We start from the raw sequence: 25,835 nt of genomic DNA, 5'->3' as shown, positions 1-25,835 counted from the left end.
CCATGACCGCAGTGACGGGGGAGAGCGCCCTCCAGGGACCGGGCCTGCTCGGGCAGCCGATCGACAGCCGCGAGGACCCGCAACTGCTGCGCGGGGAGGCCGTGTACGTCGCCGACGTGAACCTGCCCGGCACCGCCCACATGGCGATCCTCGGCAGCGAGGTCGCGCACGCGAAGATCCTCGGGATCGACACCAAGGCCGCCGAGCAGCTGCCCGGCGTCCTGAAAGTGGCCACCGCGGCCGACTTCCCCGATCTGATGCCGCTGCCTTGCATCTGGATCCCCGGCGGGGTGGAGAGCCACTTCCCGCCCCACCCCTACGGACTTCCGGGCGCCCGCCCGGTGCTCACCGGCGACGCCGTGCGCCACGTCGGCGACCCCATCGCCGTGGTCGTCGCCGAGACCGAGCGCCAGGCCGTGGCCGCGCTCGCCGCGATCAGCGTGGAGTACGAGGCGCTGCCCGTGGTCACCCGGGCCGACGACGCGCTCGCCGAGGGCGCCCCGCAGCTCCACGAAGCCGTCCCCGGCAACCTCAACGCGTACTGGACCTGCGGCGACAAGGACCGCACCGACGCGGCCATCGCCGCCGCCGAGGTCACGGTAGAGCTGGACCTGGTCAACCAGCGCACCATCAACAGCCCCATCGAACCGCGCGGCGCGGTCGGCGACTACAACAAGGCCACCGGCGAATACACCCTCTACGCCTCCACCCAGGGCCCGCACAACCACCGTTTCCTGCTCTCCGCGCTGGTCCTCGGCATCCCCTTCAACAAGCTCCGGGTGATCGCCCCGACCGTCGGCGGCAGCTTCGGCACCAAGGGGTACCTGTACCCCGACATGGCACTGGTCCTGGTGCTCGCCAAGGCGCTCGGGCGGCCCGTGAAATGGGTGGACACCCGCACCGGCCTGATGAACTCCACCGTCCAGGGCCGCGACCACCGCCAGCACGTCACCCTGGCCGGCACCCGCGACGGCCGGATCACCGCCGTGCGCTGCACCAGCTACGCCAACCTCGGCGCGTACCCCTCCACCATCGGCCCCGGTGTGGCCACTGCCCTGATGGGGCGATCCATCACCGGCATGTACGCCATCGACGCCGCGTTCTGCGAGGTCTACGCCGCCTTCACCAACACCGTCTCGCTCGGCGCCCAGCGCGGCAGCGGCCGCGCCGAGGCCGCCTTCCTGATGGAACGCCTGGTGGACCGGTACGCCGGGGAGATCGGCATGGACCCGGCCGCCGTCCGGCGCAGGAACCTGGTCCCGGCCGAGAAGTTCCCGTACGACAACGGCCTCGGCTGGACCTACGACTCGGGGAACTACCAGGAGAACTTCGAACGGTCCCTGGAACTCTCCGGATACGCCGACATGCCCGCCCGCAAGGCCGAGGCCCGCACCCGCGGCAAGCGCCTGGGCGTCGGCCTCGCGACCTACGTCGCGATCTGCGGGGTCGGCCCCTCCACCCGGATGTCCAAGGAGGGCATGCTCGGCGGGACCTGGGAGAGCGCGAACATCCGGGTCCACCCGACCGGCGAGGTCAGCGTCACCGTCGGCTCCGCCTCCACCGGCCAGAGCCACGGCACGGTCTTCGCCCAGGTCGCCGCCGATGAATTCGGCATCGACGTGAACACCGTCAACGTCTACGAGGGCGACACCCTCAAGGCGCCCTACGGGCAGGGCACTTACGGCAGCCGCTCCTACAGCATGGCCGCCCCCGCCATCGCGCTCACCGCCCGCAAGATCAAGAGCAAGCTGGTCCGGGCCGGAGCCGTCTTCCTCGGCATCCCCGAGGACCGGGCCGTCTACGCGAACGGCAAGGTCTTCGAAGAGGGCAACGAGGAGAACGCGAAGACCTTCGCCGAACTGGCCATGGCCATGTGGTACGGCTGGGGACTGCCCCCCGAGATCGAACCCGCGCTCGACGAGACCACCCACTTCGACCCGCCGGACTTCAACTATCCCTTCGGCAGCCACGTCGCCGTCGTCGAAGTGGACGAACTCACCGGCGAGACCGAGGTGGTGGCCTACACCGCCGTCGACGACGCGGGCAACATCGGCAACCCGAAGGTGGTCCTCGGCCAGATCGAGGGCAGCATCGTGCACGGCCTCGGCCAGGCCCTGATGGAGGCCGCCGAATACGACGACCAGGGCCTCCTGGTCAGCGCCGACCTGCGCGACTACGCCCTGCCCCGCGCCGCCGACGTTCCCTTCTTCGCCCTGGACAAGACCTGCACCCCCAGCCCGCACAACCCGCTGGGCGCCAAGGGAGCCGGGGAGATCGCCACCGTGCCGCCCGCGGCCGCCGTGGTCAACGCGGTCGTCGACGCCCTCTCCGACCTGGGCGTCCGGCACATCGACATGCCCCTCACCCCGGAGAAGGTCTGGCGCCGCCTGCGCGGAGAAGGAGCGGAGCAGTGATCCTCACCGCATTCGACTACGTCCGGCCCGTCGGCGTGGACGAGGCCCTGACCCTCCTCGCGGGCACCCCGGGCGCCCGGATCCTGGCCGGCGGCCAGAGCCTGCTCCCGGGACTGCGCACCGGGGAGGCCGACCCCGGCGGGACCGGGACCCGGCTGCTGGTCGACGTACGCCGCCTCGACGAGCTGCGCGGGACCGAGCGCACCCCCGGGGGGCTGCGGATCGGCGCGCTCACCACCCTCGCCGAACTCGCCGCCGACCCGCTGGTGCTGACCGAGGCCCCCGAACTGGCCGCCGCCGCCCGCGCCAACGGGGATCCGCAGGTCCGCAACCTCGGCACCGTCGGCGGCAACCTCGCCGCGCCCGGCCGGGCCACCGACCTGCCGGTGGCCGCCCTGGCCGCCGACGCCCTGGTCGAACTCGCCGCCCCCGGCGGCCGGTCCACCCTGACCGCCGAGGAGTTCACGGCCGGCGGCGCACCTCCCGGCGCCCTGATCACGGCGCTGCTGGTGCCCGCCGCCGGGCCCGCCGCCGCCTTCGAGAAGACCGCCGACCGGGCCACCCGCTACCCGGTCTGCGCGGTCGCCGTACGCATCACCCCGGACGGGCCGCGGATCGCGGTCACCGGAGCCACCGCCAGAGCGCTGCGGCCGCACGGCATCGAGGAGCGGCTGCGCGGCCGGGACGCCTACCCGACACCGGTGGTCCTGGCGGCCTTCCGCGCCGAACCGCGGGAACTCTTCGTCCCCGGGCGCGGCACCTCGGCCGAGTACCTCGGCCACCTCGCGGGAGTACTGACCGCCCGGGCCCTCGCACGGGCCCAGGCCGCATGGACCGCGCTCGGCTGAGCGTGGCCCGGGAACCACGGACCACGGGGGAGTGAGAGCAGTGGCCCACCTGCCCAAGACGACCACGGGAGTGACGGTGCACCCTGCCGGCGGGGCGGCCGTGTCCTCCAGAGGCTCCGGCTTCTGGGTGATCGGCGCGGTCCTCGTGCTCCTGATGCTCTCCTCCTCCGTCCCCTCCGCCCTCTACGTGCTCTACCAGGAGAAGTGGGACCTCTCCTCCGGCATGATCACCGTGGTCTTCGCCCTGTACGCCGTCACCGTGCTCGGCGGACTGCTGCTCTTCGGCTCCCTCTCCGACACCGTCGGACGGCGCCCGGTGCTCGGCGCCGGGCTGCTCCTCGCGATCGTCTCCATGGGCCTCTTCGCCGGGGCCCAGGGCCTCGGCTGGCTGCTCGCCGCCCGCGCCGTGCAGGGGCTCGCCGTCGGACTGGCCACCGGAGCCATGGGCGCCGGACTCCTCGAACTGGCCCCCCGCTCCCGCCCCGCGCTCGGCGCCCAGGTCAACAGCGCCGGACCCACCGTCGGGATCGGGCTCGGCGGGCTCGGCGCGGGACTGCTGGTGCAGTACGGGCCCGCGCCCACCGCGCTCAGCTACCTCCTGCTCATCGGCGCCTTCGCGCTCACCCTGATCGGGGTGGCGCGGATGCGGGAGAGCGCCCCCGGCGCCGCCCGGCCGCGCCGCGGCTTCGCGCTGAGCCCGCACCGGATCGGCGTACCGGCCCCGGTCCGGCGCCGCTTCGCCGTCCTCGTCCTGACCATCGTCGCCGTCTGGTCGGTCGGCGGCTTCTACCTCTCGCTGGGCCCGCACCTGGCGCTCTCCCTGCTCCAGAGCACCAACTACCTCGTCGGCGGCGCCACCGTGGCCCTCCTCGCGGGCGCCGCCACCACCGCCCAGCTGCTCCTCGGCCGCACCGAGGCCCTGCGGACCGCCGTGATCGGCCTGTGCGGGCTGCTCGCCGGACTCGGCCTGGTCCTGCTGGCCCTGGGACTGCGCTCGGCCGCCGTCTTCCTGATCGGCACCGCCGTCCTGGGGGCCGGCTGGGGCGCCGCCTTCCTCGGCTCCTTCCGGGCCCTCGCCGCCCTGGCGGACCCGGCGCACCGCGGCGAACTGACCGCCGCCGTCTACGTGTTCGCGTACCTCGCCATGAGCGTCCCGGCCGTCCTCGCCGGGCTGCTCACCAACATCCACGGGCTGCACCGCACCTCGGTCGGCTTCATGACCGCCGTCGCCGCCGTCTGCGCGCTGGCCCTGCTGGTGACCCTGCGACTGGCCGCCCGCACCCGGGCCGATGGGAGCACGGCATGAACCCGGAGGGGAGCACGACATGAACCTGCCCGAGCTGCGCACCGCCCTGGCCCAGCTGGAGATCTTCGCCGCGCTCACCGGGGACCAGCTCGACTGGCTGGCCTCCGTCTCCGCACCCCGGGTGCTCGCCGACGGCGAAGTGCTCTTCCGCGACGGCGAGGAGGCCACCGCCTTCCACGTGCTGCTCTCCGGCGGGCTGGTCGTCACCAAGGTCGTCGACGGCCGCGAGGAGGTGCTCACCCGGCACTCCACCGAGGAGGAGAGCGCCGCCGCCGAGGAACACGACGGCAAGCCCTCCGCGGCCCACCGGTTCACCGGCGAACTGCCCCTGCTCACCGAAGGGGCGTACGTGGCCACCGCGGCCGCCAGCGGGCCCGCCACCACCGTCGTCGCCTACCCCCGGCCGGTCTTCTTCGAGATGCTGACCCGCTGCCACGGGGTGGCCGCCGTCCTGCTGCCGGTCCTGGCCTGGCGGATCAAGTCCTCCGAGATCCAGGCCCGCAAACGGGCCACCGTGGAAGCGCTCGGCACCCTCGCGGCGGGCCTGGCGCACGAGCTGAACAACCCGGCGGCGGCCGTCGCCCGGGCCGCCCAGGAACTGGCCCCCGCGCTGGACCGGCTCACCGCGACCGCGCAGTCCTGGGGCGCCGCCGCCACCGGCGCCGAGCGCGCCGTACTCGACCGGATCGCCGACGAGCTGGACAAGGTCCCGCCGCCCGCCACCACCGACCCCCTGGCCCAGGCGGACGCCGAGGAGGAGATCAGCGACTGGGCCGAGGAGACGGGGGTGGAACGCCCCGGGCTGCTCGGCGCCGGGGTCTCCGACCTCGGGCTGGAACTGGGCTGGCTGCTGGAACGGCTTGAGGGGATCGGCGAACCGGCGCTGCCCGCCGCCCTCGACCACCTGGCGGCCCTGCTCGAAATCCGGTCCCTGGCAGCCGAGTTGCGGGCCGCCGGACCCCGGATCTCGCACCTCGTCTCGGCCACCCGGGATTACGCCAATCTGGACCGCGCCCCCGAGCAGCGGTTCGCGGTGACCGACGGACTGGAGAACACGCTGGTCGTGCTGCGGTCCAAGCTCTCCGGGATCAGCATCGTGCGCGCGTACGAACCCGGTCTGCCCGAACTGACGGGCTACCCCAGCGAGCTGAACCAGGTGTGGACCAACCTGGTCGACAACGCGGCCGAGGCCATGGAGGGCTCCGGAGTGCTCACGCTGCGTGCCCGCGCCGAGGGGGTGTGCATGGTCGTGGAGATCTCCGACACCGGCCGCGGCATCCCCGAAAGCTCCCTGCCCCGGATCTTCGAGCCGTTCTACACCACCAAGGACGTCGGCAAGGGCACCGGCCTCGGACTGCACCTGAGCTACCGCATCGTCACCCAGCGCCACCACGGGTCGATCGTGGCCCGGTCCCGGCCGGGCGAGACGCGCATGGTGGTCCGGCTCCCGCTGGCCCCGGCCCCGCTCGCCGATCCCGCCGCCACCTGACCGTCCGGCCGCCCCGCGCACCAACCCACCCCAGTTGAGAGGGAGTCGACATGGCCACATACGACATCGCCAAGCTGCACCCGGTCTTCGTCCGCCAGATGGAGGCGCTGGCCGCCCTGGACATCGAGGCGGTCATGAAGAACTACACCGACGACGCCGTGCTCCTTCGATTCGAAGGCGTCTCGGTCGGAATCGACGCGGTACGGGAGACCTTCACCGGCTATCTCACGGTGAAGCCCACACTGGTCGAACTCCAGGAGTACATCGAGACGGAAGACACGATCTTCTACCGGGCGATCATGAACCTCAACGGTGAACCGGAGCACGCGTTCGGGACACTCGTCGTCCGCGATGGCCGGATCTGGCGCCAGACCGCCGGGTTCGGCGGCTGACACCCGATATCTGGGTAGCGTGTGCGGGGAGGGTGGGGGAAGCGCCCCTCCCCGCACACGCGGAGCAGTGGGGCGAAGGGGAGGTCATGGAATCGGAAACCGGGCGCGTCGAGGCGTTCAGCGACGGCGTGTTCGCCATTGTCATCACGATTCTCGTGCTGGAGATCAAGGTCCCGGAAGAAACCGGATCCGCACTCTGGCACGGATTGTGGGCGCAGTGGCCGCATTACGCGGCGTACGTCGTGAGTTTCCTCATCATCGGCGTCATGTGGGTCAACCACCACACCATCTTCATTCACCTCAGGAAGGTGGACCGGCCCCTGCTGTTCCTGAATCTCTTGGTGCTGATGGTGGTTTCGGTGATCCCGTGGACCACCTCCGTGCTCGCCGAGCACCTGGACGACGGGGATTCGGCCAACGCGGCCGCCATCCTCTACAGCTCGTGGACCGTCGTGTACGCCCTCGCCTATCTCGGCTTCTGGTGGTACGTCACGCGCGTGGGCCACCTCTTCCACGAACACGTCGACCGCGAAGGCGCCCGGGCCACCCGGATGCGCTTCGGTCTGGGAGCCATCGCCTACCCCTGCACCGTGCTCCTGTCCTTCTTCTCCGCACCTCTCACTCTCGTCGCACACTTCGTGATCGCGCTCTACTATGCGGCGAACCAGATCCCCATCCCCCTCGTGGTACAGGAAGAGCGGCTCGAAAGTGGCAGCGACCTCATGAAGTAGCCGCAGGGGCCTACGGCCGATCTCACCGGTCAAGTAGGGTATTGGATCTAGCTGGTCGCGGGGGAGGCCCGGATGGCTCGCGTAGTCCTGCCGGAGGAATCCGCCAAGGATATCTCCGAATTGATCGATGTTCTGATCTCACTGTTCTTCGAGTCGTTACCCCGGCGGGACCAGCGGAACTGGGCCCGCGTATATCTGAACGGCCTCGTACGGACCAGCGGCAAGAAGACCATCCGGAATATCGCGGGAACCGGCGCGAGTTCCGTGGAGCAGAGCCTCCAGCAATTCATCAGCAAGTCCCCCTGGGACTGGACCCCGGTACGCCGGTCCCTCGCCCAGCACCTCGAACGCACCGCCCAGCGCCCGCTGGCCTGGGTGGTGCAGCCCATGGTCATCGAGAAGGCCGGCGACCGCTCGGTCGGGGTCGGCCGCCAGTTCGTCCCCCAGCTCGGCCGGACCGCCAACTGCCAGCAGGCGGGCGGCATCTGGCTCGCCTCCAGCGAAGCGAGCTTCCCCGTCGAATGGACCCTCACCCTCCCCGGGCCCTGGACCAGCGAACTCCTGCACCGCCGCCGCGCCGGCATCCCCGACACCGCCCGCTCGCTCACCCCCGCGCAGGACGCCGTGGGCGCCGTCCAGCGGATGGCCGCCACCTGGCAGCTCCAGCGCAGGCCGGTGGTGATGGAGGTCGCCAACACCGACATCGCGCACACCATCGAGTCCTTCTCCCTCCAGGACATCCCCTTCGTTCTGAAGGTGGACGGCTCCCTGCCGGTGTCCTTCGGGGGCGCGGGCCGCCACAAACCCGGACCGCACACCGCGCCCGCCCGCGAGCTCATCGACTCCCTGCGCTCGCAGCGCCGGGTCGTCGAGTGGACCCGGCACGGCCGCGGCGAGGGCGCCGTCACCCTGCTGACCGCCGCCGCCGTCCTCGGCACGCCCCTGGACGAACGCACCCCACCGGCCGCGCCGGCCCCGCTGCTGCTCGTCGGGGCCTGGACCGAGGCCGCCCTGCTGCCCTCCGAATTCTGGATCACCAACATCGGCGACCGGCCGCTCGCCCAGCTCTTCCTGCTGGCCAAGCTCACCGACCGGGTCTCCCTCGACTTCGCCGGGATCTGCGAACCCGTCGGCATCCGCGATTTCGAAGGCCGCTCCTTCCGGGGCTGGCACCACCACGCCACCCTCGCCAGCGTCGCCCACGCCGCGACCCTGCTGGGCGCGCGCGGGCGCGCCGCGTCCGATCCGTACCCCGGCCCGGTCCGGCCCCCCGGCCCCTCCCGCCCCACCCCGGCGGTGCTGCCGCCCCGGCCGCTGATCCCGGGCCAGAGCGCCCACCGGGAGTTCATCCGCTGACCCCGGGCCACTCCGCGACCGCACGCTACGCGCGTGGCGCGGAGTGGAGCAGGGTGGTCCGTTTTGGTGTGGATCACGCCTCTGGGGTGCATTCGTGCGGGAAAAGGCGGCCGACATCCTTTCCGTACCCCCCGGCCGGGACTAAAGTCCCGTAGGAAACAACCACTCGGCCCACCCCGTCCTGGACGATCGGCCCTGCCCGCGCCAACGCCAGGACATGGGAGAATGAAGTACGTGCGTTTCCTCGGCTGCCCCGCCAGGGCAGGCGGCCCCTCCGATCGACTGGGATGTTCAGCACGTGCGTTTCCTCAATGACCTGAAGCCGCCGTACGACCTCACGTACGACGATGTGTTCATGGTGCCCAGCCGTTCCTCGGTGGGCTCCCGTCAGGCCGTCGACCTCTCCTCGCCCGACGGGACCGGCACCACCATTCCCCTCGTGGTCGCCAACATGACCGCGATCGCGGGCCGCCGGATGGCCGAGACCGTCGCCCGCCGCGGCGGCATCGTCGTCATCCCGCAGGACATCCCGATCGAGGTCGTCACCGACGTCATCTCGTGGGTCAAGACCCGCCACCACGTGCTCGACACCCCGATCACGCTGGCCCCCACGCAGACCGTCGCCGACGCGCTGTCCCTGCTGCCCAAGCGGGCGCATGGCGCCGGTGTCGTCGTCGACGCCGACAACCGCCCGATCGGCGTCGTCACCGAGCACGACCTGTCCGGCGTGGACCGTTTCACCCAGCTCTCCGAGGTCATGTCGAAGGAGCTGCTGCTCATCGACGCCGACATCGACCCCCGCGAGGCCTTCAACCAGCTCGACGCGGGCCACCGCAAGCTGGCCCCCGCCGTCGACAAGGACGGCCGCCTCGTCGGCATCCTGACCCGCAAGGGCGCGCTGCGCGCGACGCTCTACACCCCCGCCACCGACGCCAACGGCAAGCTGCGCATCGCGGCCGCCGTCGGCATCAACGGCGACTTCGCCGTCAAGGCCAAGCAGCTGCTCGACGCGGGCGTCGACACCATCGTCATCGACACGGCCCACGGCCACCAGGAGTCGATGATCCACGCGATCAAGACCGTACGGGCGCTCGACCCGCAGGTCCCGATCGTCGCGGGCAACATCGTCGCCGCCGAGGGCGTCAAGGACCTCATCGAGGCCGGCGCGGACATCATCAAGGTCGGTGTGGGCCCCGGCGCCATGTGCACCACCCGCATGATGACCGGCGTGGGCCGCCCGCAGTTCTCCGCGGTCCTGGAGTGCGCGGCCGAGGCGAAGAAGCACGGCAAGCACGTCTGGGCCGACGGCGGCGTCCGGCACCCGCGCGACGTGGCCATGGCGCTCGCCGCCGGTGCGTCCAACGTGATGATCGGCTCCTGGTTCGCCGGTACGTACGAGTCCCCGGGCGACCTCCAGCAGGCGGCCGACGGCCGTCTGTACAAGGAGTCCTTCGGCATGGCCTCCGCGCGCGCCGTGCGCAACCGCACCTCCGAGGAGTCCGCCTACGACCGCGCCCGCAAGGCGCTGTTCGAAGAGGGCATCTCCACCTCCCGCATGTTCCTCGACCCGGCCCGCCCGGGCGTCGAGGACCTGATCGACTCGATCATTGCGGGCGTCCGCTCCTCCTGCACCTACGCCGGTGCGGGCTCGCTCGCCGAGTTCGAGGAGAAGGCCGTCGTGGGCATCCAGTCCGCCGCCGGTTACGCCGAGGGCAAGCCGCTGCACGCCAGCTGGAGCTAGTACCTCCCCGATCTCCACCCCACGGCCCCCGGCCCGTCCGCTCCAGGACGGGCCGGGGGCCGCGGTCGTTCCCGCTGCCCCGCCGCGCCCTGCCCCGCGCCGCCCCGCCGGGTCGCGCCTGCGCACCGCCCGTCGCGCGGCGCGGACCGTTCGTCGCGCCGAACGGCCGTCCACCGGCCTTCCGCCCCCGGTCCGCCATCCGGCGGATAACTCCCCGCCGCTCCTCGGTCACGCTCGGATCACCGGCGCCCACGAAGGAGTGACGATGACGACCACCACCCTGGCCCGCCCCCGCCCGTACCCCCGCACCGAAGACGGCGCGCTCGAACGGCTCCAGCGGGAACACGGCCGCGCCCTCTACGGCTTCCTCCTCGCCCTCACCCACGGGGACCGCCAGCGCGCCGAGGACCTCGTACAGGAAACCCTGTTCCGGGTCTGGACCCACCCCGAGGCGCTCGCCAACGACGCCCACCCCTCGCCGCGCCCCTGGCTCTTCACCGTCGGCCGCCGGCTCGCCATCGACGCGCGCCGGGCCCGCCTGGTGCGGCCCACCGAGGTCGCCGCCGACGCGCTGGAGCAGCTCCCGTACGCCGACGACACGGCCGAGCGGGCCGTCGCGGCGCTCGACCTGCGCCTCGCCCTGCGCTCGCTCAGCCGCGAACACCGCGCCGTCCTCGTCCAGATCTACTTCCGGGGCGCCTCCGTCACCGAGACCGCCGAGGCGCTCGGGATACCCGCCGGGACCGTCAAGTCCCGTACGCACTACGCCCTGCGCGCCCTCAGGAGCGCACTGCCCGGCTACGGACCCGGCCGGGTTCAGTCATCGGCGGCGCTGCGGCCCGCCGCGTGAGCGGCGACCTCGGCCCGCGAGCGGACCTGCAACTTCCCCAGGATGTGCGACACATGGGTCTGCACCGTCCGCCGGGACAGGAACAGCGCCCGCGCGATCTCCGGGTTCGACCGCCCCCGCGCCACCAGCAGCGCCACCTTCAGCTCGGCGGGCGTCAGCGCCTCCCACCCGCTGGCCGCCGTGCGCCGTGGCCCCCGGCTGCCCCGGCGCACCCCCAGTCTGCGCAGCCGGGCGTCCGCCCGCGTGATGTCCCACCGCGCGCCCAGCCCCTCGTACACCGCCACCGACCGCGTCAGCGCGTCCCGGGACCCGGCCAGATCGCCCCGCCAGGCCAGCGCCACCGCGAGGTCCTCCAGGGCCCGGCCCGGCAGCAGCGGCCAGCAGCCCCGCTCGCCCCGTGCCACCACCTCCCGCAGCAGCCCCGGGTCCTGCCCGAACAGCCCCCGGCAGCGCAGCAGGGCGGTCGCCGCGCCCGGGTGCTCCGGCTGGGCCCGCACCGCGTCCACGCACGCGGCCACCGCCGCCCGCGCCGTGCCCGGATCCCCGCTCTCCAGGGCCAGCCGGACGATCTCCGACAGCGTCCAGGGGTGCTCGTGGGCCGTCGCCGCGGGCCCGTCCCGCTCCAGTACGGGCACCAGCGCGGCCAGCGCCGCACCCGTCCGGCCGTCCCGCTCCGCCAGCAGTGCCCGGGCCAGCAGCAGGTGCCCGCAGTAGCGCAGGGCCGGGTCCGTCGCCGTCGCCCCGTCGGGCAGCGCGGCCAGCTCCGCCCGCGCCGCCTCCGGCTCGTCGCGGTGGCCCAGCACCAGCGCCCGCAGCCCGTGCAGGGCGGCGGGCAGCCACCCGTCGGACGCGGGCAGCCGGCGCGCCCGGGCCACCCCGGCCAGGGCCGCGTCCCAGTCCCCGAGCCGGTAGCGGAACTCCGCCAGCCGGGTCTCGGTCACCGCGAGCCGCCCGGTCGAGCGGGTCTCCGCCGCCAGCTGCCGCGCCTCGCGCAGCGCCCCCGCCACGGCCTCCGGCTCCTCCAGCCGGGTGTGCCCCTCGGCCAGGTTCGCGAGCAGCAGCAACCGCATGTCGTTGGCGGCCGGGGTGCGCCGCGCGCAGGCGATCCCCTCGGCGACATGGCGCAGCGAGGCCCGGGCGCGGCCCAGGTGGAACAGGGCGTAGGCCATGGCGTGATGGGCCTCCGCGCCGCACAGCGGATCGCCCAGCCGGTCCGCCCGCTCCACCACCGCCGCCGCCAGCTCGTGCGCCCGCCCGGCCCGCCCGAGGTCCGCGAGGGCCAGCACCCGGCAGGCGTCCAGCCGCAGCCGCCACGCGACCGAGGGGAACGGCTCGGCCAGGGCCCGCTCCGTGACCGCCAGCGCCCGGTCCATGTCCCCCTGGATCATCAGCGCCGACACCAGCTTGAACTCCAGGGCCGCCAGCCGGTCCGGATCCCCGGCGCGCGCCCGCAGCGCCTCCAGCAACGCCACCGACTCCGGCCTGCGCAGCAGCAGCGCCGCATCCGCGAGCCGCTCCTCCAGCTCATCCAATTCCGCGGGGGCGCCGGGGGCGGCGTGGGCGGCCGTGCGGGTCTGGGTGACGGCGCGCTGGATCAGTTCCGCGGCGGGGCCCGGGGCCGCGGCGATCAGGGGCTGGGCCGCGCCGGCCAGCCAGCGCAGCGCCCAGGGGGCGAGCGGCCCGCCGTCCAGGAGCTGCTCGGCGATCCGCGCGGGGGCGGACCCGGCGTCCGGGCCGTCCGTGGCCGCGGCCTCGGCGAAGGCCCGCGCCGCCGCCTGGTGCAGGGCCGCGCGCACCGCCCCCGGCAGCGTCCCGTACAGCGCCTCCCGCAGCGCGGGCTGGCGGAACCGCAGCCGCGCGCCCGCGTCCTCCAGTACCCCGGCCAGCACCGGCTCCTCCAGCTCCGCCGCCAACTCCCGCACGGGCCGCGCCCGTACGAGCCCCAGCTCCGCGACGGTGAACTCCGCGCCCAGCAGCGTCGCGTGCCGCAGGGTGGCGTGCGCGCCGGGGGAGAGGCAGTCCAGCCCCTGGGCGATGGCGGCCGGGGCCGCCGGTAACTCGTCCTCGGCGACGGTGAGTTCGGCCTGGTCCGCGGAGCCCGCGCGCCGCACCCGTAGCAGCCCCGCCCCCGACCACTGGGCCAGCAGCTCCCGCAGCAGCCGTGGATTGCCGCCCGCGCGGGCCGCCGCCTCCCGCAGTCGAGGCCCGGGCGGGGCCCCGAGCAGCTCCCGGACCAGCGCCGCCGACTCATCGCCGGTCAGCGGCTCCAGCCGCACCGCGCAGCCGCCGCCCACCGCGAGCAGCGCCGCCCACAGGTGGTCGACCTCGGGCCGCCGGGGCAGTGGCCGCCGGGTCACGGCGAGGCGAACCGGCAGCCCGTCGGCCCCCGCCCGGGCGAGGCGCCGCCACACCAGCAGAGACGCCGGGTCCGCGGCGTGCACGTCGTCCAGGGCCAGCAGCAGCGGACCCCCGGCGCACTCCTCCCGGACCCCCGTCACCAGCAGGTCCATGGCCGCCAGCAGCGCGCCCCCGGATCCGGTGGACCCCGGGGCGGGCCCCGCCTCCCGCAGCAGAGCGATGACGGCCGCCCGCTGCGCGGAGCCCGCCGCCCCGCAGCCGTCGGGGTACAGGCAGTCCAGGGCCGCGCGCAGCGGCAGCCCCGGCCCCTCGGCCGCCGCGAACCGCACCCGGAAGCCGCCGCGCGCGGCCTCCGCGAGGGCGGCCCGGAGCAGGGTGGTGCGGCCCGCGCCCGGCTCGCCCTCCACGGTCAGGGCGCCGCCGCCCGGCCCGGCGGCCCCGCGCGCCCAGGCCCGTACCGCCTCCGCGCACCCTGCCCGCCCGGCGGCGGCCGACCGCACGCTCAGCGCCCGGAGGGTCGGTCCGCCGGGGCCGAACTGTGCACCCCGGCACGGTACTTGGGGATCCTCACGGTGATCTTCATGCCCTCGCCGACCGCCGTCTCGAAGAGCATCCCGTAGTCGTCGCCGAAGACCTGGCGCATCCGCTGGTCCACATTGGGCAGCCCGATGCCGGTCCCGCAGCCGGGCTGTTCCTCAGCCAGGACCCGGCGCAGCACGGCGGGTTCCATCCCCACCCCGTTGTCCTCGATGGTCAGCACCGCCTCCGGACCCGCGTCCCGGGCCGTGATGGTGATCCGGCACTCCCTGGCCGAGTCCTCCAGGCCGTGCTTGACCGCGTTCTCGACCAGGGGCTGCAGGCACAGGAACGGCAGCGCCACCGGCAGCACTTCGGGGGCGACCCGCAGGGTCACCTTCAGCCGGTCCCCGAACCGGGCCCCGGCCAGGGCCAGGTACTGCTCGATCGAGCGCAACTCGTCCGCGAGGGTGGTGAAGTCACCGTGCCGCCGGAACGAGTAGCGGGTGAAGTCGGCGAACTCCAGCAGCAGTTCGCGGGCCCGCTCCGGATCGGTCCGGACGAAGGAGGCGATCGCGGCCAGCGAGTTGAAGATGAAGTGCGGTGAGATCTGCGCCCGCAGCGCCCTGATCTCGGCCTCCATCAGCCGGGTCCGTGAGCGGTCCAGTTCCGAGAGCTCCAGCTGTACGGAGACCCAGCGGGCCACCTCGGTCGCGGCCCGCACCAGGACCGCCGACTCCTGGGACCCGTACGCCACCAGCGTGCCCAGCACCCCGTCCTCCCCGGTGAGCGGGGCGATGACCTCCCACTTCAGGGTGCAGCCGGGCTCGCGGCAGTCCGTGCGGCCGCTGCGGCTGCGCCCCGAGTCGAGGAGTTCGGCGGCCCGTTCCATCGCCCGCCGTTCGTGGTGTCCGGCCCCCGGACCGTCCCAGGCCAGCACCTTCTCCCGGTCGGTCAGGCACAGCGCCTCGGTGCCGAGGAGCGAGCGCAGCCGCCGGGCGGCCTTGCGGGCGGTGTCCTCGGTGAGCCCGGCGCGCAGCGGGGGCGCGGCCAGCGAGGCGGTGTGCAGGGTGTGGAAGGTGGCCCGCTCCACCGGGGTGCCGAGGCCGGACGCGGTCCGCCCGGCCCGGCGCGCGTGCAGCCGCCCCAGTCCGTAGCCCAGCGCCAGGACCACGGCGGCCGCGGCGGACAGCGCGAAGAGCGCGGCCCCGGTCACCGGCCGTCCCCGAGCCGCTCGGCGGGGCGTTCGGCGGGGCGGCTCCCGGAGCGGCCGCGCACCAGCTGCTCGGGCAGGTGCAGCCGGGCCAGGGTGGCCGCCGTCCCCTTCGGCACCCGCGCCGGGGTGGCCAGCGACACCAGCACCATCGTCAGGAATCCGAGCGGCACCGACCAGGCGGCCGGCCAGGCGAGCAGGGTGGTCGCCCAGCCCGCGGGGGCCAGTCCGGCCCGGGTCGCCAGCACCGCGCCGAGCGCCGCCCCGCCCCCGGCCACCAGCCCGGCGACCGCGCCGGGCGGGGTCAGCCGGGGCCACCAGATCCCCAGCACCAGCAGCGGGCAGAAGGAGGAGGCCGACACCGCGAAGGCCAGCCCCACCGCGTCCGCGACCGGCACGTGCGAGGCGAGCACCCCGCCCGCCAGCGGCACCGCCATCGCCACCAGCACCGAGAGCCGGAAGGCCCCCGCCCCCCGCGGGACGCCCAGGCGCCGGGCGGGCAGCACGTCCTGGTGCAGCACCCCGGCCACGGCCATCGTCAGCCCGGAGGCGGTGGACAGGAACGCGGCGAAGGCGCCCGCGGCGAGCAGTGCGCCCAGCAGGTCACCGGTCATCCCGCCGACCATCCGTGCGGGCAGCACCAGGACCGCCGCGTCGGTGTCCCCGGTGAGGGCGAGTTCGGGAGCGTAGATCCGGCCGAGCGCCCCGTAGACCGGCGGCAGCAGGTAGAACGCGCCGACCAGGCCGAGCACGACCAGGGTGGTGCGCCGGGCGGCCCGCCCGTCGGGGCTGGTGTAGAAGCGCACCGCGACGTGGGGGAGGCCCATGGTGCCGAGGAAGGTGGCGAGAATGAGTCCGTACGTCGCGTACAGCCGGTACTCCTCCCGGTCCCCGGCGAGCGGCTGCGACCAGGAGGGCCGGGCGGGCCCGGCGCCCGCGCGCGCCTTGGGCAGCGCGCTGCCCGCCGCGAACTCCAGCCGGGTCCGGGCGGCCACGGTGTGCTCCCCGGTGCCCAGCGGCACCGGGTCCCCCGTGTACGTCCGGCCGTCGACCCTGCCGGTGACGCGCAGGACGAGCGGCGCGTCCAGGGTGATGCGCACCTCCTGCGCGAGGGTCACCGAGGTGTGCTCCCGCAGCACCGCGGGGGCGTCGAAGGTCGCGCGGGGCGCGCCGTCCCCGGCCCAGGCGGCGATCAGGAAGAAGGCCGGGACCAGCAGCGCGGTGAGCTTGAGCCAGTACTGGAAGGCCTGCACGAAGGTGATGCTGCGCATGCCGCCCGCGCCCACCGCCACCGTGACCACCACGGCCACCACCAGCCCGCCCGCCCAGTGCGGGGCGCCGGTGAGGATCTGCAGGGTCAGGCCGGCGCCCTGGAGCTGCGGCAGCAGGTACAGCCAGCCGACGCCGAGGACGAAGACCACCGCGATCCGGCGCACCGCCCTCGACTCCAGCCGCGCCTCCGCGAAGTCGGGCAGGGTGTAGGCCCCCGAGCGGCGCAGCGGCGCGGCCACCAGGACCAGCAGCACCAGGTACCCGGCCGTGTACCCGACCGGGTACCAGAGCATCTCCGGCCCCTGGAGCAGCACCAGCCCGGCGATCCCGAGGAAGGAGGCGGCGGAGAGGTACTCCCCGCTGATGGCCGCCGCGTTGAGCCGCGGGCCGACGGTGCGCGAGGCGACGTAGAAGTCGGAGGTGGTGCGCGATATCCGCAGGCCGAGCCCGCCGAGCAGCACCGTCGCCAGGACGACGACGGCGACCGCGCTCAGCGCGTACGTCTGGTTCACCGTGCGGCCTCGGAGGGGGAAGGGGGTGGGGGAACAGGATTCTAGGCACGGCGGCGCGGCGGGCGACAGGCGTGTTCCGGCGAATGACGGGAGGTGGATCCCTCCGGAGTCAGCGGATGCGGTCGTGGGTGTGCGGCCGCGCGCAGTCGCGGTGCTCGGCGCAGTCGCGGCGGGCGATCTCCAGCTCCACGTACGACTCTTCGGCCCGCCGGAAGGCCAGGGTCAGCGCGGCCTCCGCGCGCGGCGGCAGGTGCTGGCGGCAGCCCTCGTCGGCCTCCGACAGGACATCGGCCCAGCGCGCGGCCGCGCTGCGCAGCCGGGCCAGCAGTGCCTCGGCCTCGGCCGGACCGGACGGCCGGGTGCGGGGCAGTCCGCTCAGCGCGTCGAGCAGCGCCTGGATCTCGGACATCTGGCTCCTCCCGCCCGGAAGATCCACGATAGGGGCGGGCGGACCGGCGGCGGGCCGAACGGGCGGGTCCTGCGGCCGACGGGCCCGGCGGATCGCCGTACGCGCGGTGCGGCGCGACGAACGGTGCCCGCGCAGCGCCCGGCGGTCGTGGCCGGGGATCAGCCGGTGGCCTTGCGCATCAGAAGATCGCGCAGCTCACGGGCGTGCCGACGGCTCACCTGGAGTTCCGCGGCGCCGATCCGGACGCTGGTCGTGCCCGCGTCCAGGCGCAGTTCGTCGATCCGGTCGAGCGCCACCAGGTGGCGCCGGTGTATCCGTACGAAGCCCCGCGCGGCCCAGCGTTCCTCCAGCGTGGACAGCGGGATCCGGACCAGGTGGCTGCCCTCGCCGGTGTGCAGCCGGGCGTAGTCCCCCTGGGCCTCGACGTACGCGATGTCCGCGATGGCCACGAACCGGGTCACCCCGCCCAGTTCGACCGCGATCTGTTCGGCGGCGCGGTCCGCGACGGTGACGGGGGTGGTGCCGGGGCCGGTGGGGGCGGTGGCGGAGGCCGGGCCGCCCGGGACGACGGGTGCGGGCGCCGGGTACGGGGCGAACGCCGGGGCGGCGGGAGCGGCGGCCGGCTCCCGGCCCTGGCCCAGCAGCGCGCAGGCCCGGCGCACGGCCTCGGCCAGCCGCTCCGGCCGGACCGGCTTCAGGACGTAGTCCACCGCCTTGAGGTCGAAGGCCTGGACGGCGAAGCCCTCGTGGGCGGTGACGAAGACGATCAGCGGCGGCGAGCTGAACCCGGCGAGCAGTCGGGCGATGTCCAGTCCGGTCAGCCCCGCCATGTGGATGTCGAGGAACACCACGTCGAGGCCGTCAGCCCCGTCCGGGCCGGACTCCACGGCCAGGGTGATGCGGCGCAGCGCCTCGGTGGCGTCCGAGGCCCCGGCCGCCGTGCTGATCCGCGGGTCGGAGCGCAGCAGGTAGAGCAGCTCCTCCAGGAGCGGCTTCTCGTCGTCGACGGCCAGTACGCGCAGCATGGGGGCAGTCTAGGGAGGCTCACCCGGGGGCGGAACGGGGTGCGCCGAGGGCGTCGGCGAATCCGGCCCGGCGCAGGGCCGCGGCCACCGCGAGCCCCAGCACCCGGTGCCCCTCGTCGTTGGGGTGCAGTCCGTCGGCGAGGTGGCCGGGGCCCAGCAGATCGCGGCCCGGGAGCAGCGCGAGGCGGCCATCCCCGGCCGCGATCCGCTCCAGTACCGCCCGTTCCATCGCGTCGCGCAGGGCGCCCAGGGTGGCGCCGAGCCGGTTCGGGGTGCGTTCGGCGTCGGGGCGCAGGACGGGGGAGAGGAGCAGCAGCGGGGTCCGGGGGTGCCCCTGGCGCACGATCTCGACGAAGGCGCGGGTGGTCTCGTACAGCAGGGGGACGGAGAACGGCACCCGGGACCAGCAGTTGGTGCCGAAGGCCAGGGTCAGGGCGTCGGCGGGCAGGGTGGCGAGCTGTTCGGCGGTGGCCAGCTCGCCGCGGGCGGCCCCCGCGTAGCCGAGGTTGACCGTGTCCCAGCCGAGCGCCCGGCCGGTCACGGCGGGCCAGCCGTGGGCGGGGCGGGTGGACCACCAGCCCTCGGTGATGGAGTCCCCGTGCACCACCCAGCGCGGCGCGGCGGGCGCCGGGGCGAGCGGCCCGCCCACCCCGCGCAGGCCGAGCACCAGCGGGGCCTGCGCCTCGGGCGGGTGGAGGGTGAAGGGGCCGCCGCCGGGCGGCAGCCCCATGCGTACGACGGCCTCCGCGGCCGGGTCGGTGAACACCTCGGCCCGCCGCCCGGACCGGTCCCACAGGGCGAAGCCGTGCGCGAGGTCGCGCAGCGCGTCGGTGGGCCCGGGCACGGTGGCCCGGTAGCGGATCTCCACGGCGTGCGCCCCGGGCCCGGCGGTGAACTCCAGCCGCACCCCGATCGGCAGGGTGGCCCGCTCGCCGGTGTCCCAGGGCAGCCGGTCCGTGTCGGCGGGATCGGCGCGCACCGCCCGGCCCCGTTCCCGCCAGGCCACCCCGCGCAGGAAGGGGCCGGGGTCCAGCCAGCGCTCGTCGACGTCCATGGCGGCACGCTCCGGCAGATCTGACGAAGTGTCAAGAAAGGGGGTCCGATGGCGTCCGCGCATTGATCGATCATCTGCGCGCAACAAAGGACCATTCCGGCCAGATCCGCGCAATGATCGTGCGGCAATGTGCAAGGATGATGCATTACGGGCGCCTTATCCCAGCTCGTAGGCTCACTCGCTGTACGTGGAGTGGTGCGACTGCCTGCTCGGCGGTCCCCCATGCCCAGGCTCTGCCTGTCCCTGCTCAGGATCGCCGCGGTCGACGCCGTTTTCTCCGATCCCGCAGTGTCAGAAGGAGTCCCCTCGTGCTCGACCACGGCCAGGCGCCACCGCTCGCGTCCCCGCCCCGCAGGCCCTCCCACCCGCTGCTGCGCCGCAAGCCGGTCGACCAGCTGGTCGCCGAGGGCGGTCAGGGCGAGGGCGGCACCCTGCGCCGCTCGCTCACCATGTGGCAGCTGACCATGATCAGCATCGGCGCCACCCTGGGCACCGGCATCTTCGTCGTTCTCGGCGAGGCCGTCCCCAAGGCCGGACCCGCCGTCACGATTTCCTTCATCGTCGCGGGCCTGACCGCGCTCTTCTCCGCCCTCTCCTACGCGGAGCTGGCCGGATCGGTCCCGGTCTCCGGATCCTCGTACTCGTACGCCTACGCCACCATGGGCGAGCTCGTCGCCTGGGTCTGCGGCTGGTGTCTGATCCTGGAGTACGGGGTCTCCGTCGCGGCGGTCGCCGTCGGCTGGGGCGAGTACCTCAACGAATTCCTCGACGGGACGATAGGCGTCAAGATCCCCGGGAGCATCTCCGCCCCGCTGGGCGAAGGCGGCTTCATCAACCTGCCGGCGCTCGTCGTGGTCCTGCTCGCCATGGTCTTCCTCATGCGCGGAGCCAAGGAGAGCGCCCGGATCAACTCGATCATGGTCGGCGTGAAGATCGTCACCCTGCTGCTCTTCATCGGCGTCGGCGTCGTGGGCATCAAGTCCGGCAACTACGCGAACTTCAACCCGCTCGGCAGGGACGGCATCACCGCCGCGGCCGGCACGCTCTTCTTCTCCTACATCGGCTTCGACGCCGCCTCCACCGCCGGTGAGGAAGCCAAGAACCCCAAGCGCGACCTGCCCCGCGCGATCATGCTCTCGCTGCTGATCGTCACCGTCCTCTACGTCCTCGTCGCCTTTGTCGCCGTCGGCGCCATGCCCTGGCAGGACTTCGAGGGCACCGAGGCGGCGCTCGCCCAGATCATGACCGACGTCACGGGCCACACCTTCTGGGGCGTTGTCCTCGCCGCCGGCGCCGTCGTCGCCATCGCCTCGGTGGTCTTCGCCGTGCTCTACGGCCAGACCCGCATCCTCTTCGCGATGTCCCGCGACGGCCTCGTCCCCAAGGCCTTCGGCAAGGTCAACGCGCGCACCGGCGTGCCCCGCGCGAACGTCGCGATCGTCGGCCTCTTCTGCGGACTCCTCGCCGCCACCATCCCGCTGGGCAAGCTGGCCGACGCCACCAGCATCGGCACGCTCTTCGCCTTCGGCCTGGTCAACGTGGCCGTCATCATCCTGCGCTTCACCCGCCCGGACCTGCCGCGCACCTTCAAGGTGGCCCTGTTCCCGCTCACGCCGATCCTCGGCTTCCTCGCCTGCGGCTGGGTCATGCTCAGCCTCGACGCCGTCACCTGGCAGGTCTTCGGTGGCTGGATGGCCGTGGGCCTCGTGGTCTACTTCCTCTACGGCATCCGCCGCTCCCGACTGGCCGCAGCAGAACCGGCCGCAGCAGAGAAGTGATCCACGCGCAGTGCGACTGAACGATCTCGACGAACGCATCGTGCACGCCCTCGCCGAGGACGCCCGGCGTTCCTACGCGGACATCGGCTCCGAGGTCGGGCTCTCCGCCCCGGCGGTCAAGCGCCGCGTGGACCGGCTGCGGGCCGAAGGAGCCATCACCGGCTTCACGGTCCGCGTCGACCCGGCCGCCATGGGCTGGGAGACCGAGGGCTTCATCGAGATCTACTGCCGCCACAACACCTCGCCGGACGACATCCGGCGCGGCCTGGAGCGGTACCCCGAGGTGGTGTCCGCGTCGACCGTGACGGGCGACGCGGACGCGCTGGTGCAGGTCTTCGCCTCGGACATGCGGCACTTCGAACGGGTGCTGGAGCGGATCGCGGGCGAGCCGTTCGTGGAGCGGACGAAGTCCGTCCTGGTCCTCTCCCCGCTCCTGCGCCGCTTCACCTCCGGCGCCCCGGCGTAGGGCCTCCGGCCTCCGGCCCGGTTCGGGGGCCAGGTCTCCGGTGGCTTCCGGCCCGGCGGTGGCCGGGGCTGCCTCCGGCGGGCCCTCAAACGCCGGGCGGGCTGGGTTTGGCTGCGCCGGCTGGATGTGGCTGCGCCGGCTGGGTTTGGCTGGGCCGGAGGCGGACCGCGGGCCCTCCAACGCCGGGCGGGCTGGATGTGGCTGCGCCGGCTGGATGTGGCTGCGCCGGCTGGGTTTGGCTGGGCCGGAGGCGGACCGCGGGCCCTCCAACGCCGGGCGGGCTGGATGTGGCTCCGCCGGAGGCGAAAGGCTGCGTACACCCGAGGGATGACGCAACGAATCGCCGCCGCGTGAGCAAAAGACGCAACGAATCGTTCGGTTACGCGCAACGGACACCCCTTGTCGACCGTTCGCGCCCGCCCGTACCGTCTATAGGACCCCGCCCCTCCTGCCCCAGAGGACGTCCATGCCCACGCTGCGCACCGCTCTCCTCCAGAGTTCCGGACGGCTCGGCGATGTCGCCGGGAACCTGAAGGCCCTCGACGAGGCCGCCGCCCGCGCCGCGCAGAGCGGGGCCGGGCTCCTCGTGAGCTCCGAGATGTTCCTCACCGGGTACGCCCTGGAGGTCCAGGAGATCGCGGCGCTCGCCGAGCCCAGCGACGGCCCGTCCGCCGTCGCCGTCGGCGAGATCGCCCGCCGCCACGGGGTGGCCGTGCTGTACGCCTACCCCGAGCGGGACGGCGCGGCCGTCTACAACTCCGCCCAGCTCATCGGCCGCGACGGCGCCCCGCTCGCGAACTACCGCAAGACCCACCTCTTCGGCTGCTTCGAGCAGGACGCCTTCACCCCCGGCGACACCCCCGTCGTCCAGGCCGATCTGGACGGCCTCCGCGTCGGCATCATGATCTGCTACGACGTCGAGTTCCCGGAGAACGTCCGTGCCCACGCCCTGGCCGGCACGGACCTGCTCCTCGTGCCGACGGCGCAGATGCACCCCTTCCAGTTCGTCGCCGAGCAGCTCGTGCCGGTACGGGCCTTCGAGAACCAGATGTACATCGCGTACGTCAACCGCACGGGCCCCGAGGGCGAGTTCGAGTTCGTCGGCCTCAGCTCGCTGGCCGCCCCCGACGGCGCGACCCGCGCCCGTGCGGGCCGCGGCGAGGAGCTGGTGTTCGGCGAGGTCGACCCCGAGCTGCTCCAGGCCTCGCGCGCGAACAATCCGTACCTGCGCGACCGCCGCCCCGGGCTCTACGCCTCCCTGATCTGACCCCTTCCCCCCAGCTCTGCCGCAAGGAGACGTGCCCCATGACGTCCACGGTGCCCACCACCGCCGTCCCGCACAGCGACGGACAGCCGCCGATCACCATGTTCGGCCCGGACTTTCCGTACGCCTACGACGACTTCCTCGCCCACCCGGCGGGCCTGGGTCAGATACCGGCGACCGAGCACGGCACGGAGGTCGCCGTCATCGGCGGCGGGCTCTCCGGCATCATCTCCGCCTACGAGCTGATGAAGATGGGCCTCAAGCCCGTCGTCTACGAGGCCGACCAGATCGGCGGCCGGCTGCGCACCGTCGGCTTCGAGGGCACCGGCACGGAGGGGCTGACCGCGGAGATGGGCGCCATGCGCTTCCCGCCGTCCTCCACCGCGCTCCAGCACTACATCGACCTGGTGGGCCTGGTCACCGAGCCGTTCCCGAACCCGCTCTCCCCGGCCACCCCCTCCACGGTCGTGGACCTCAAGGGCGAGTCGCACTACGCCGAGACCATCGCCGACCTCCCGCAGATCTACCGCGACGTCGCCGCCGCGTGGAACGACTGCCTCGACGAGGGCGCCGACTTCTCCGACATGAACACCGCGATGCGCGAGCGGGACGTCCCGCGCATCCGCGAGATCTGGGCCAAGCTCGTCGAGAAGCTCGACAACCAGACCTTCTACGGCTTCCTGTGCGAGTCGAAGGCCTTCCAGTCCTTCCGCAAGCGGGAGATCTTCGGCCAGGTCGGCTTCGGCACCGGCGGCTGGGACACCGACTTCCCGAACTCCATCCTGGAGATCCTCCGCGTCGTCTACACCGAGGCGGACGACCACCACCAGGGCATCGTCGGCGGCTCGCAGCAGCTGCCGCTGCGGATGTGGGACCGCGCCCCCGAGAAGATCGTCCACTGGGCCCAGGGCACCTCGCTGTCCACCCTGCACGAGGGCACCCCGCGCCCGGCCGTGACCCGGCTGCACCGTACGGCGGGCAACCGGATCACCGTCACCGACGCGTCCGGGGACATCCGTACGTACCGCGCCGCGATCTTCACGGCCCAGTCGTGGATGCTGCTGTCCAAGATCGAGTGCGATGACACGCTCTTCCCGATCGACCACTGGACGGCGATCGAGCGCACCCACTACATGGAGTCGAGCAAGCTCTTCATCCCCGTGGACCGGCCGTTCTGGCTGGACAAGGACGAGGACACCGGCCGCGACGTCATGTCGATGACGCTGACCGACCGGATGACGCGCGGCACGTACCTGCTGGACAACGGCCCGGACCAGCCCGCCACCATCTGCCTCTCGTACACCTGGTGCGACGACAGCCTGAAGTGGCTGCCGCTGTCCGCGAACGAGCGGATGGAGGTCATGCTGAAGTCCCTCGGCGAGATCTACCCCAAGGTCGACATCCGCCGCCACATCATCGGCAACCCCGTCACCGTGTCGTGGGAGAACGAGCCCTACTTCATGGGCGCGTTCAAGGCGAACCTGCCGGGCCACTACCGCTACCAGCGGCGCCTGTTCACCCACTTCATGCAGGACCGCCTCCCTGAGGACAAGCGCGGCATCTTCCTCGCGGGCGACGACATCTCCTGGACGGCGGGCTGGGCCGAGGGCGCCGTGCAGACCGCGCTGAACGCGGTGTGGGGCGTCATGCACCACCTCGGCGGCGGGACCGACGCCACCAACCCGGGCCCCGGCGACCTCTACGACGCCATCGCCCCGGTAGAGCTGCCCGAGGACTGACCGTCCCCGGCACCTCCCCCTGACAACGGGCCGCCCCCGCGCCACGAGCGCGACGGCGGCCCGTTTCCATGCGCGCCCTGCTACGCCTCCCGCCGCCATATCGCCCTGGCCGGCCAAGCCAGCCCCGCCGGCGTTTGAGGCGCCGCCGGAGGCGACACCGGCCACAGCCGGGCAGCACACGGGGACCTCTCGGCGGCTCCGCGGGATCGGGGGATCCGCACCCCGGCGTGCTTCTGGGCCGTGCGCCGTTCCCGCCAGGGGGCGAACTCGGTGAGGCAGGTGCGCAGGGCGCTCAGGCGACGGTGCGGTGGATGGGTCCGGTCGTGGACCCGGAAGCGGTGGGTGGCGAAGCTGGTCACGGACCGAGGTTAGAACCGCACCGGCCAGGTCGCGCCGGATTTCTGCCGCACCGGGGTGAGCAGGCAGCGGCCGACCAGGCCGACGCCCGCGTCCAGGGACTCCTCGAACTCCTCGGCCAGGTCGGGGGAGCGGCGCAGGGTCCACAGCAGGCGGGCCGAGGCCCAGGCGCCGTCGCGGGCGCGCTGCAGGCTCCACGAGCCGATCAGGTGGGTCAGCGGGTCGGCGATCTCCAGCAGGTCCGGGCCGGGCATCAGGTCTTCCCGGATGCGTTCCTCCAGGGCGACCAGGGTGTCGCCGACGCGGTCGAAGTCGGCCTCCAGGGCGGCCGGTTCGCAGTCCAGGGCGCGGCAGGTGGTGACCACGGCGAGGGCCAGGTCGTGCCCGATGTGCGCGTTGATCCCGGCGAGAGCGTGCTGGAGCGGCCGTACGCCGGGGTGGCGCCGGTACTGGAAGAGCGGCCGCCAGCAGGAGGGCGTACGGTCCCCCTCGGCGGCCGCGTCGACGGCCATGAGGTACCGCTCGGCGAACCGCACGCTCAGCACCGCCGCCCGGCGCGGCCCGGGGAAACCCCCGTGCTCGATGCGGCGGTGCAGGTTCTCGGTCACCGTCAGGTACACCCGGTTGAAGACGGCGACGCCGTCGTGTTCGGGCAGTCGCTCGTCCAGGGCGCGCATCCGCGCGAGCACCGCTTCCATGGGAGGCAGGTTCGCAGGTGGCGGCGGTTACCGGGAGACTTGGCCCG

20 protein-coding genes are annotated in these 25,835 nt (G+C 73.5%); 13 read left to right on the top strand and 7 right to left on the bottom strand.

Annotated features, from left to right (window positions below; translation table 11 throughout):
* Window positions 1-2 precede the first annotated feature (2 nt).
* The 9 genes from OHS33_RS06420 (at window position 3) to OHS33_RS06380 (ending at window position 11,127) form a co-directional block, all read left to right on the top strand.
* Window positions 3-2,414, top strand: coding sequence for a xanthine dehydrogenase family protein molybdopterin-binding subunit (locus OHS33_RS06420; protein ID WP_330329402.1), 2,412 nt, complete (start codon window positions 3-5; stop codon window positions 2,412-2,414).
* Window positions 2,411-3,262 (top strand): FAD binding domain-containing protein, encoded by an 852-nt coding sequence (locus tag OHS33_RS06415; protein ID WP_330329401.1) that lies wholly within the window; start codon window positions 2,411-2,413, stop codon window positions 3,260-3,262. Before OHS33_RS06420 ends, OHS33_RS06415 begins: the two co-directional genes overlap by 4 nt.
* Before the next feature lie 40 nt (window positions 3,263-3,302).
* Window positions 3,303-4,568, top strand: a complete 1,266-nt coding sequence (locus OHS33_RS06410; protein WP_330329400.1) for an MFS transporter — start codon at window positions 3,303-3,305, stop codon at window positions 4,566-4,568.
* 19 nt (window positions 4,569-4,587) lie between these two features.
* Window positions 4,588-6,057, top strand: a complete 1,470-nt coding sequence (locus OHS33_RS06405) for an ATP-binding protein (protein ID WP_330329399.1) — start codon at window positions 4,588-4,590, stop codon at window positions 6,055-6,057.
* Window positions 6,058-6,107: 50 nt separating this feature from the next.
* A complete protein-coding gene (locus OHS33_RS06400) occupies window positions 6,108-6,449 on the top strand; it encodes a nuclear transport factor 2 family protein (RefSeq protein WP_330329398.1) in 342 nt (113 codons plus the stop codon).
* 86 nt (window positions 6,450-6,535) lie between these two features.
* Window positions 6,536-7,180: a TMEM175 family protein gene (locus tag OHS33_RS06395; RefSeq protein WP_330329397.1), complete on the top strand. Its 645-nt coding sequence runs from the start codon at window positions 6,536-6,538 to the stop codon at window positions 7,178-7,180.
* A 72-nt stretch (window positions 7,181-7,252) separates the two neighbouring features.
* Entirely contained in the window at window positions 7,253-8,536 is a 1,284-nt protein-coding gene (locus OHS33_RS06390; RefSeq protein ID WP_443065251.1) for an IS701 family transposase, read from the top strand.
* A 277-nt stretch (window positions 8,537-8,813) separates the two neighbouring features.
* Window positions 8,814-10,277 (top strand): GuaB1 family IMP dehydrogenase-related protein, encoded by a 1,464-nt coding sequence (locus OHS33_RS06385; protein WP_330334931.1) that lies wholly within the window; start codon window positions 8,814-8,816, stop codon window positions 10,275-10,277.
* Between the two features lie 265 nt (window positions 10,278-10,542).
* Entirely contained in the window at window positions 10,543-11,127 is a 585-nt protein-coding gene (locus tag OHS33_RS06380; protein ID WP_330329395.1) for a sigma-70 family RNA polymerase sigma factor, read from the top strand.
* On the opposite strand, the gene OHS33_RS06375 is transcribed toward OHS33_RS06380, so the two are convergent.
* The 6 genes from OHS33_RS06375 to OHS33_RS06350 all read right to left on the bottom strand — a co-directional run bounded on the left by OHS33_RS06375 (window position 11,094) and on the right by OHS33_RS06350 (window position 19,486).
* The gene (locus OHS33_RS06375; protein WP_330329394.1) at window positions 11,094-13,985 is read right to left on the bottom strand and encodes a LuxR C-terminal-related transcriptional regulator; all 2,892 of its coding nucleotides are present in this window, start codon (window positions 13,983-13,985) and stop codon (window positions 11,094-11,096) included. The genes OHS33_RS06380 and OHS33_RS06375 overlap by 34 nt on opposite strands.
* A gap of 2 nt (window positions 13,986-13,987) precedes the next feature.
* Window positions 13,988-15,217: a histidine kinase gene (locus tag OHS33_RS06370; protein WP_330329393.1), complete on the bottom strand. Its 1,230-nt coding sequence runs from the start codon at window positions 15,215-15,217 to the stop codon at window positions 13,988-13,990.
* Complete coding sequence (locus OHS33_RS06365; RefSeq protein ID WP_330329392.1) at window positions 15,214-16,998, bottom strand: sodium/solute symporter; 1,785 nt, start codon at window positions 16,996-16,998, stop codon at window positions 15,214-15,216. The genes OHS33_RS06370 and OHS33_RS06365 overlap by 4 nt, the downstream gene beginning before the upstream one ends.
* 109 nt (window positions 16,999-17,107) lie before the next feature.
* Window positions 17,108-17,407 (bottom strand): hypothetical protein, encoded by a 300-nt coding sequence (locus OHS33_RS06360; RefSeq protein ID WP_330329391.1) that lies wholly within the window; start codon window positions 17,405-17,407, stop codon window positions 17,108-17,110.
* A gap of 158 nt (window positions 17,408-17,565) precedes the next feature.
* Window positions 17,566-18,432, bottom strand: coding sequence for a LytR/AlgR family response regulator transcription factor (locus OHS33_RS06355; protein WP_330329390.1), 867 nt, complete (start codon window positions 18,430-18,432; stop codon window positions 17,566-17,568).
* 19 nt (window positions 18,433-18,451) lie between these two features.
* Window positions 18,452-19,486: a GDSL-type esterase/lipase family protein gene (locus OHS33_RS06350; RefSeq protein WP_330329389.1), complete on the bottom strand. Its 1,035-nt coding sequence runs from the start codon at window positions 19,484-19,486 to the stop codon at window positions 18,452-18,454.
* A gap of 308 nt (window positions 19,487-19,794) precedes the next feature.
* On the opposite strand from OHS33_RS06350, the gene OHS33_RS06345 reads away from it, so the two are divergent.
* The 4 genes from OHS33_RS06345 to OHS33_RS06330 all read left to right on the top strand — a co-directional run bounded on the left by OHS33_RS06345 (window position 19,795) and on the right by OHS33_RS06330 (window position 24,733).
* On the top strand, window positions 19,795-21,264 hold the full coding sequence (locus OHS33_RS06345; protein WP_330329388.1) for an amino acid permease: 1,470 nt from the start codon (window positions 19,795-19,797) through the stop codon (window positions 21,262-21,264).
* A gap of 10 nt (window positions 21,265-21,274) precedes the next feature.
* The gene (locus OHS33_RS06340; protein WP_007262967.1) at window positions 21,275-21,730 is read left to right on the top strand and encodes an Lrp/AsnC family transcriptional regulator; all 456 of its coding nucleotides are present in this window, start codon (window positions 21,275-21,277) and stop codon (window positions 21,728-21,730) included.
* Between the two features lie 466 nt (window positions 21,731-22,196).
* Window positions 22,197-22,997 carry a carbon-nitrogen hydrolase family protein gene (locus OHS33_RS06335; protein ID WP_330329387.1) on the top strand — a complete coding sequence of 267 codons (801 nt, stop codon included), beginning with the start codon at window positions 22,197-22,199 and terminating at the stop codon, window positions 22,995-22,997.
* 38 nt (window positions 22,998-23,035) lie between these two features.
* A complete protein-coding gene (locus tag OHS33_RS06330) occupies window positions 23,036-24,733 on the top strand; it encodes a flavin monoamine oxidase family protein (RefSeq protein WP_330329386.1) in 1,698 nt (565 codons plus the stop codon).
* A 368-nt stretch (window positions 24,734-25,101) separates the two neighbouring features.
* Here OHS33_RS06330 and OHS33_RS06325 read toward each other — a convergent pair whose 3' ends face one another.
* Window positions 25,102-25,788: a DUF5995 family protein gene (locus OHS33_RS06325; protein ID WP_330329385.1), complete on the bottom strand. Its 687-nt coding sequence runs from the start codon at window positions 25,786-25,788 to the stop codon at window positions 25,102-25,104.
* Window positions 25,789-25,835: the final 47 nt, after the last annotated feature.

This window comes from Streptomyces sp. NBC_00536, from assembly GCF_036346295.1.
Classification (GTDB): domain Bacteria; phylum Actinomycetota; class Actinomycetes; order Streptomycetales; family Streptomycetaceae; genus Streptomyces.
The sequence above is the reverse complement of the archived record's forward strand: the minus strand, read 5'-3'. Positions and strand labels throughout refer to the sequence as shown.

What these genes read in the sequence shown, in the direction of transcription:
- OHS33_RS06335 (WP_330329387.1), top strand. Translation starts at nt 22,197, where the DNA reads ATGCCCACGCTGCGCACCGCTCTCCTCCAGAGTTCCGGACGGCTCGGC.
- OHS33_RS06350 (WP_330329389.1), bottom strand. Translation starts at nt 19,486, where the DNA reads ATGGACGTCGACGAGCGCTGGCTGGACCCCGGCCCCTTCCTGCGCGGG.
- OHS33_RS06360 (WP_330329391.1), bottom strand. Translation starts at nt 17,407, where the DNA reads ATGTCCGAGATCCAGGCGCTGCTCGACGCGCTGAGCGGACTGCCCCGC.
- OHS33_RS06405 (WP_330329399.1), top strand. Translation starts at nt 4,588, where the DNA reads ATGAACCTGCCCGAGCTGCGCACCGCCCTGGCCCAGCTGGAGATCTTC.
- OHS33_RS06395 (WP_330329397.1), top strand. Translation starts at nt 6,536, where the DNA reads ATGGAATCGGAAACCGGGCGCGTCGAGGCGTTCAGCGACGGCGTGTTC.
- OHS33_RS06390 (WP_443065251.1), top strand. Translation starts at nt 7,253, where the DNA reads ATGGCTCGCGTAGTCCTGCCGGAGGAATCCGCCAAGGATATCTCCGAA.
- OHS33_RS06330 (WP_330329386.1), top strand. Translation starts at nt 23,036, where the DNA reads ATGACGTCCACGGTGCCCACCACCGCCGTCCCGCACAGCGACGGACAG.
- OHS33_RS06400 (WP_330329398.1), top strand. Translation starts at nt 6,108, where the DNA reads ATGGCCACATACGACATCGCCAAGCTGCACCCGGTCTTCGTCCGCCAG.
- OHS33_RS06420 (WP_330329402.1), top strand. Translation starts at nt 3, where the DNA reads ATGACCGCAGTGACGGGGGAGAGCGCCCTCCAGGGACCGGGCCTGCTC.
- OHS33_RS06325 (WP_330329385.1), bottom strand. Translation starts at nt 25,788, where the DNA reads ATGGAAGCGGTGCTCGCGCGGATGCGCGCCCTGGACGAGCGACTGCCC.
- OHS33_RS06380 (WP_330329395.1), top strand. Translation starts at nt 10,543, where the DNA reads ATGACGACCACCACCCTGGCCCGCCCCCGCCCGTACCCCCGCACCGAA.
- OHS33_RS06355 (WP_330329390.1), bottom strand. Translation starts at nt 18,432, where the DNA reads ATGCTGCGCGTACTGGCCGTCGACGACGAGAAGCCGCTCCTGGAGGAG.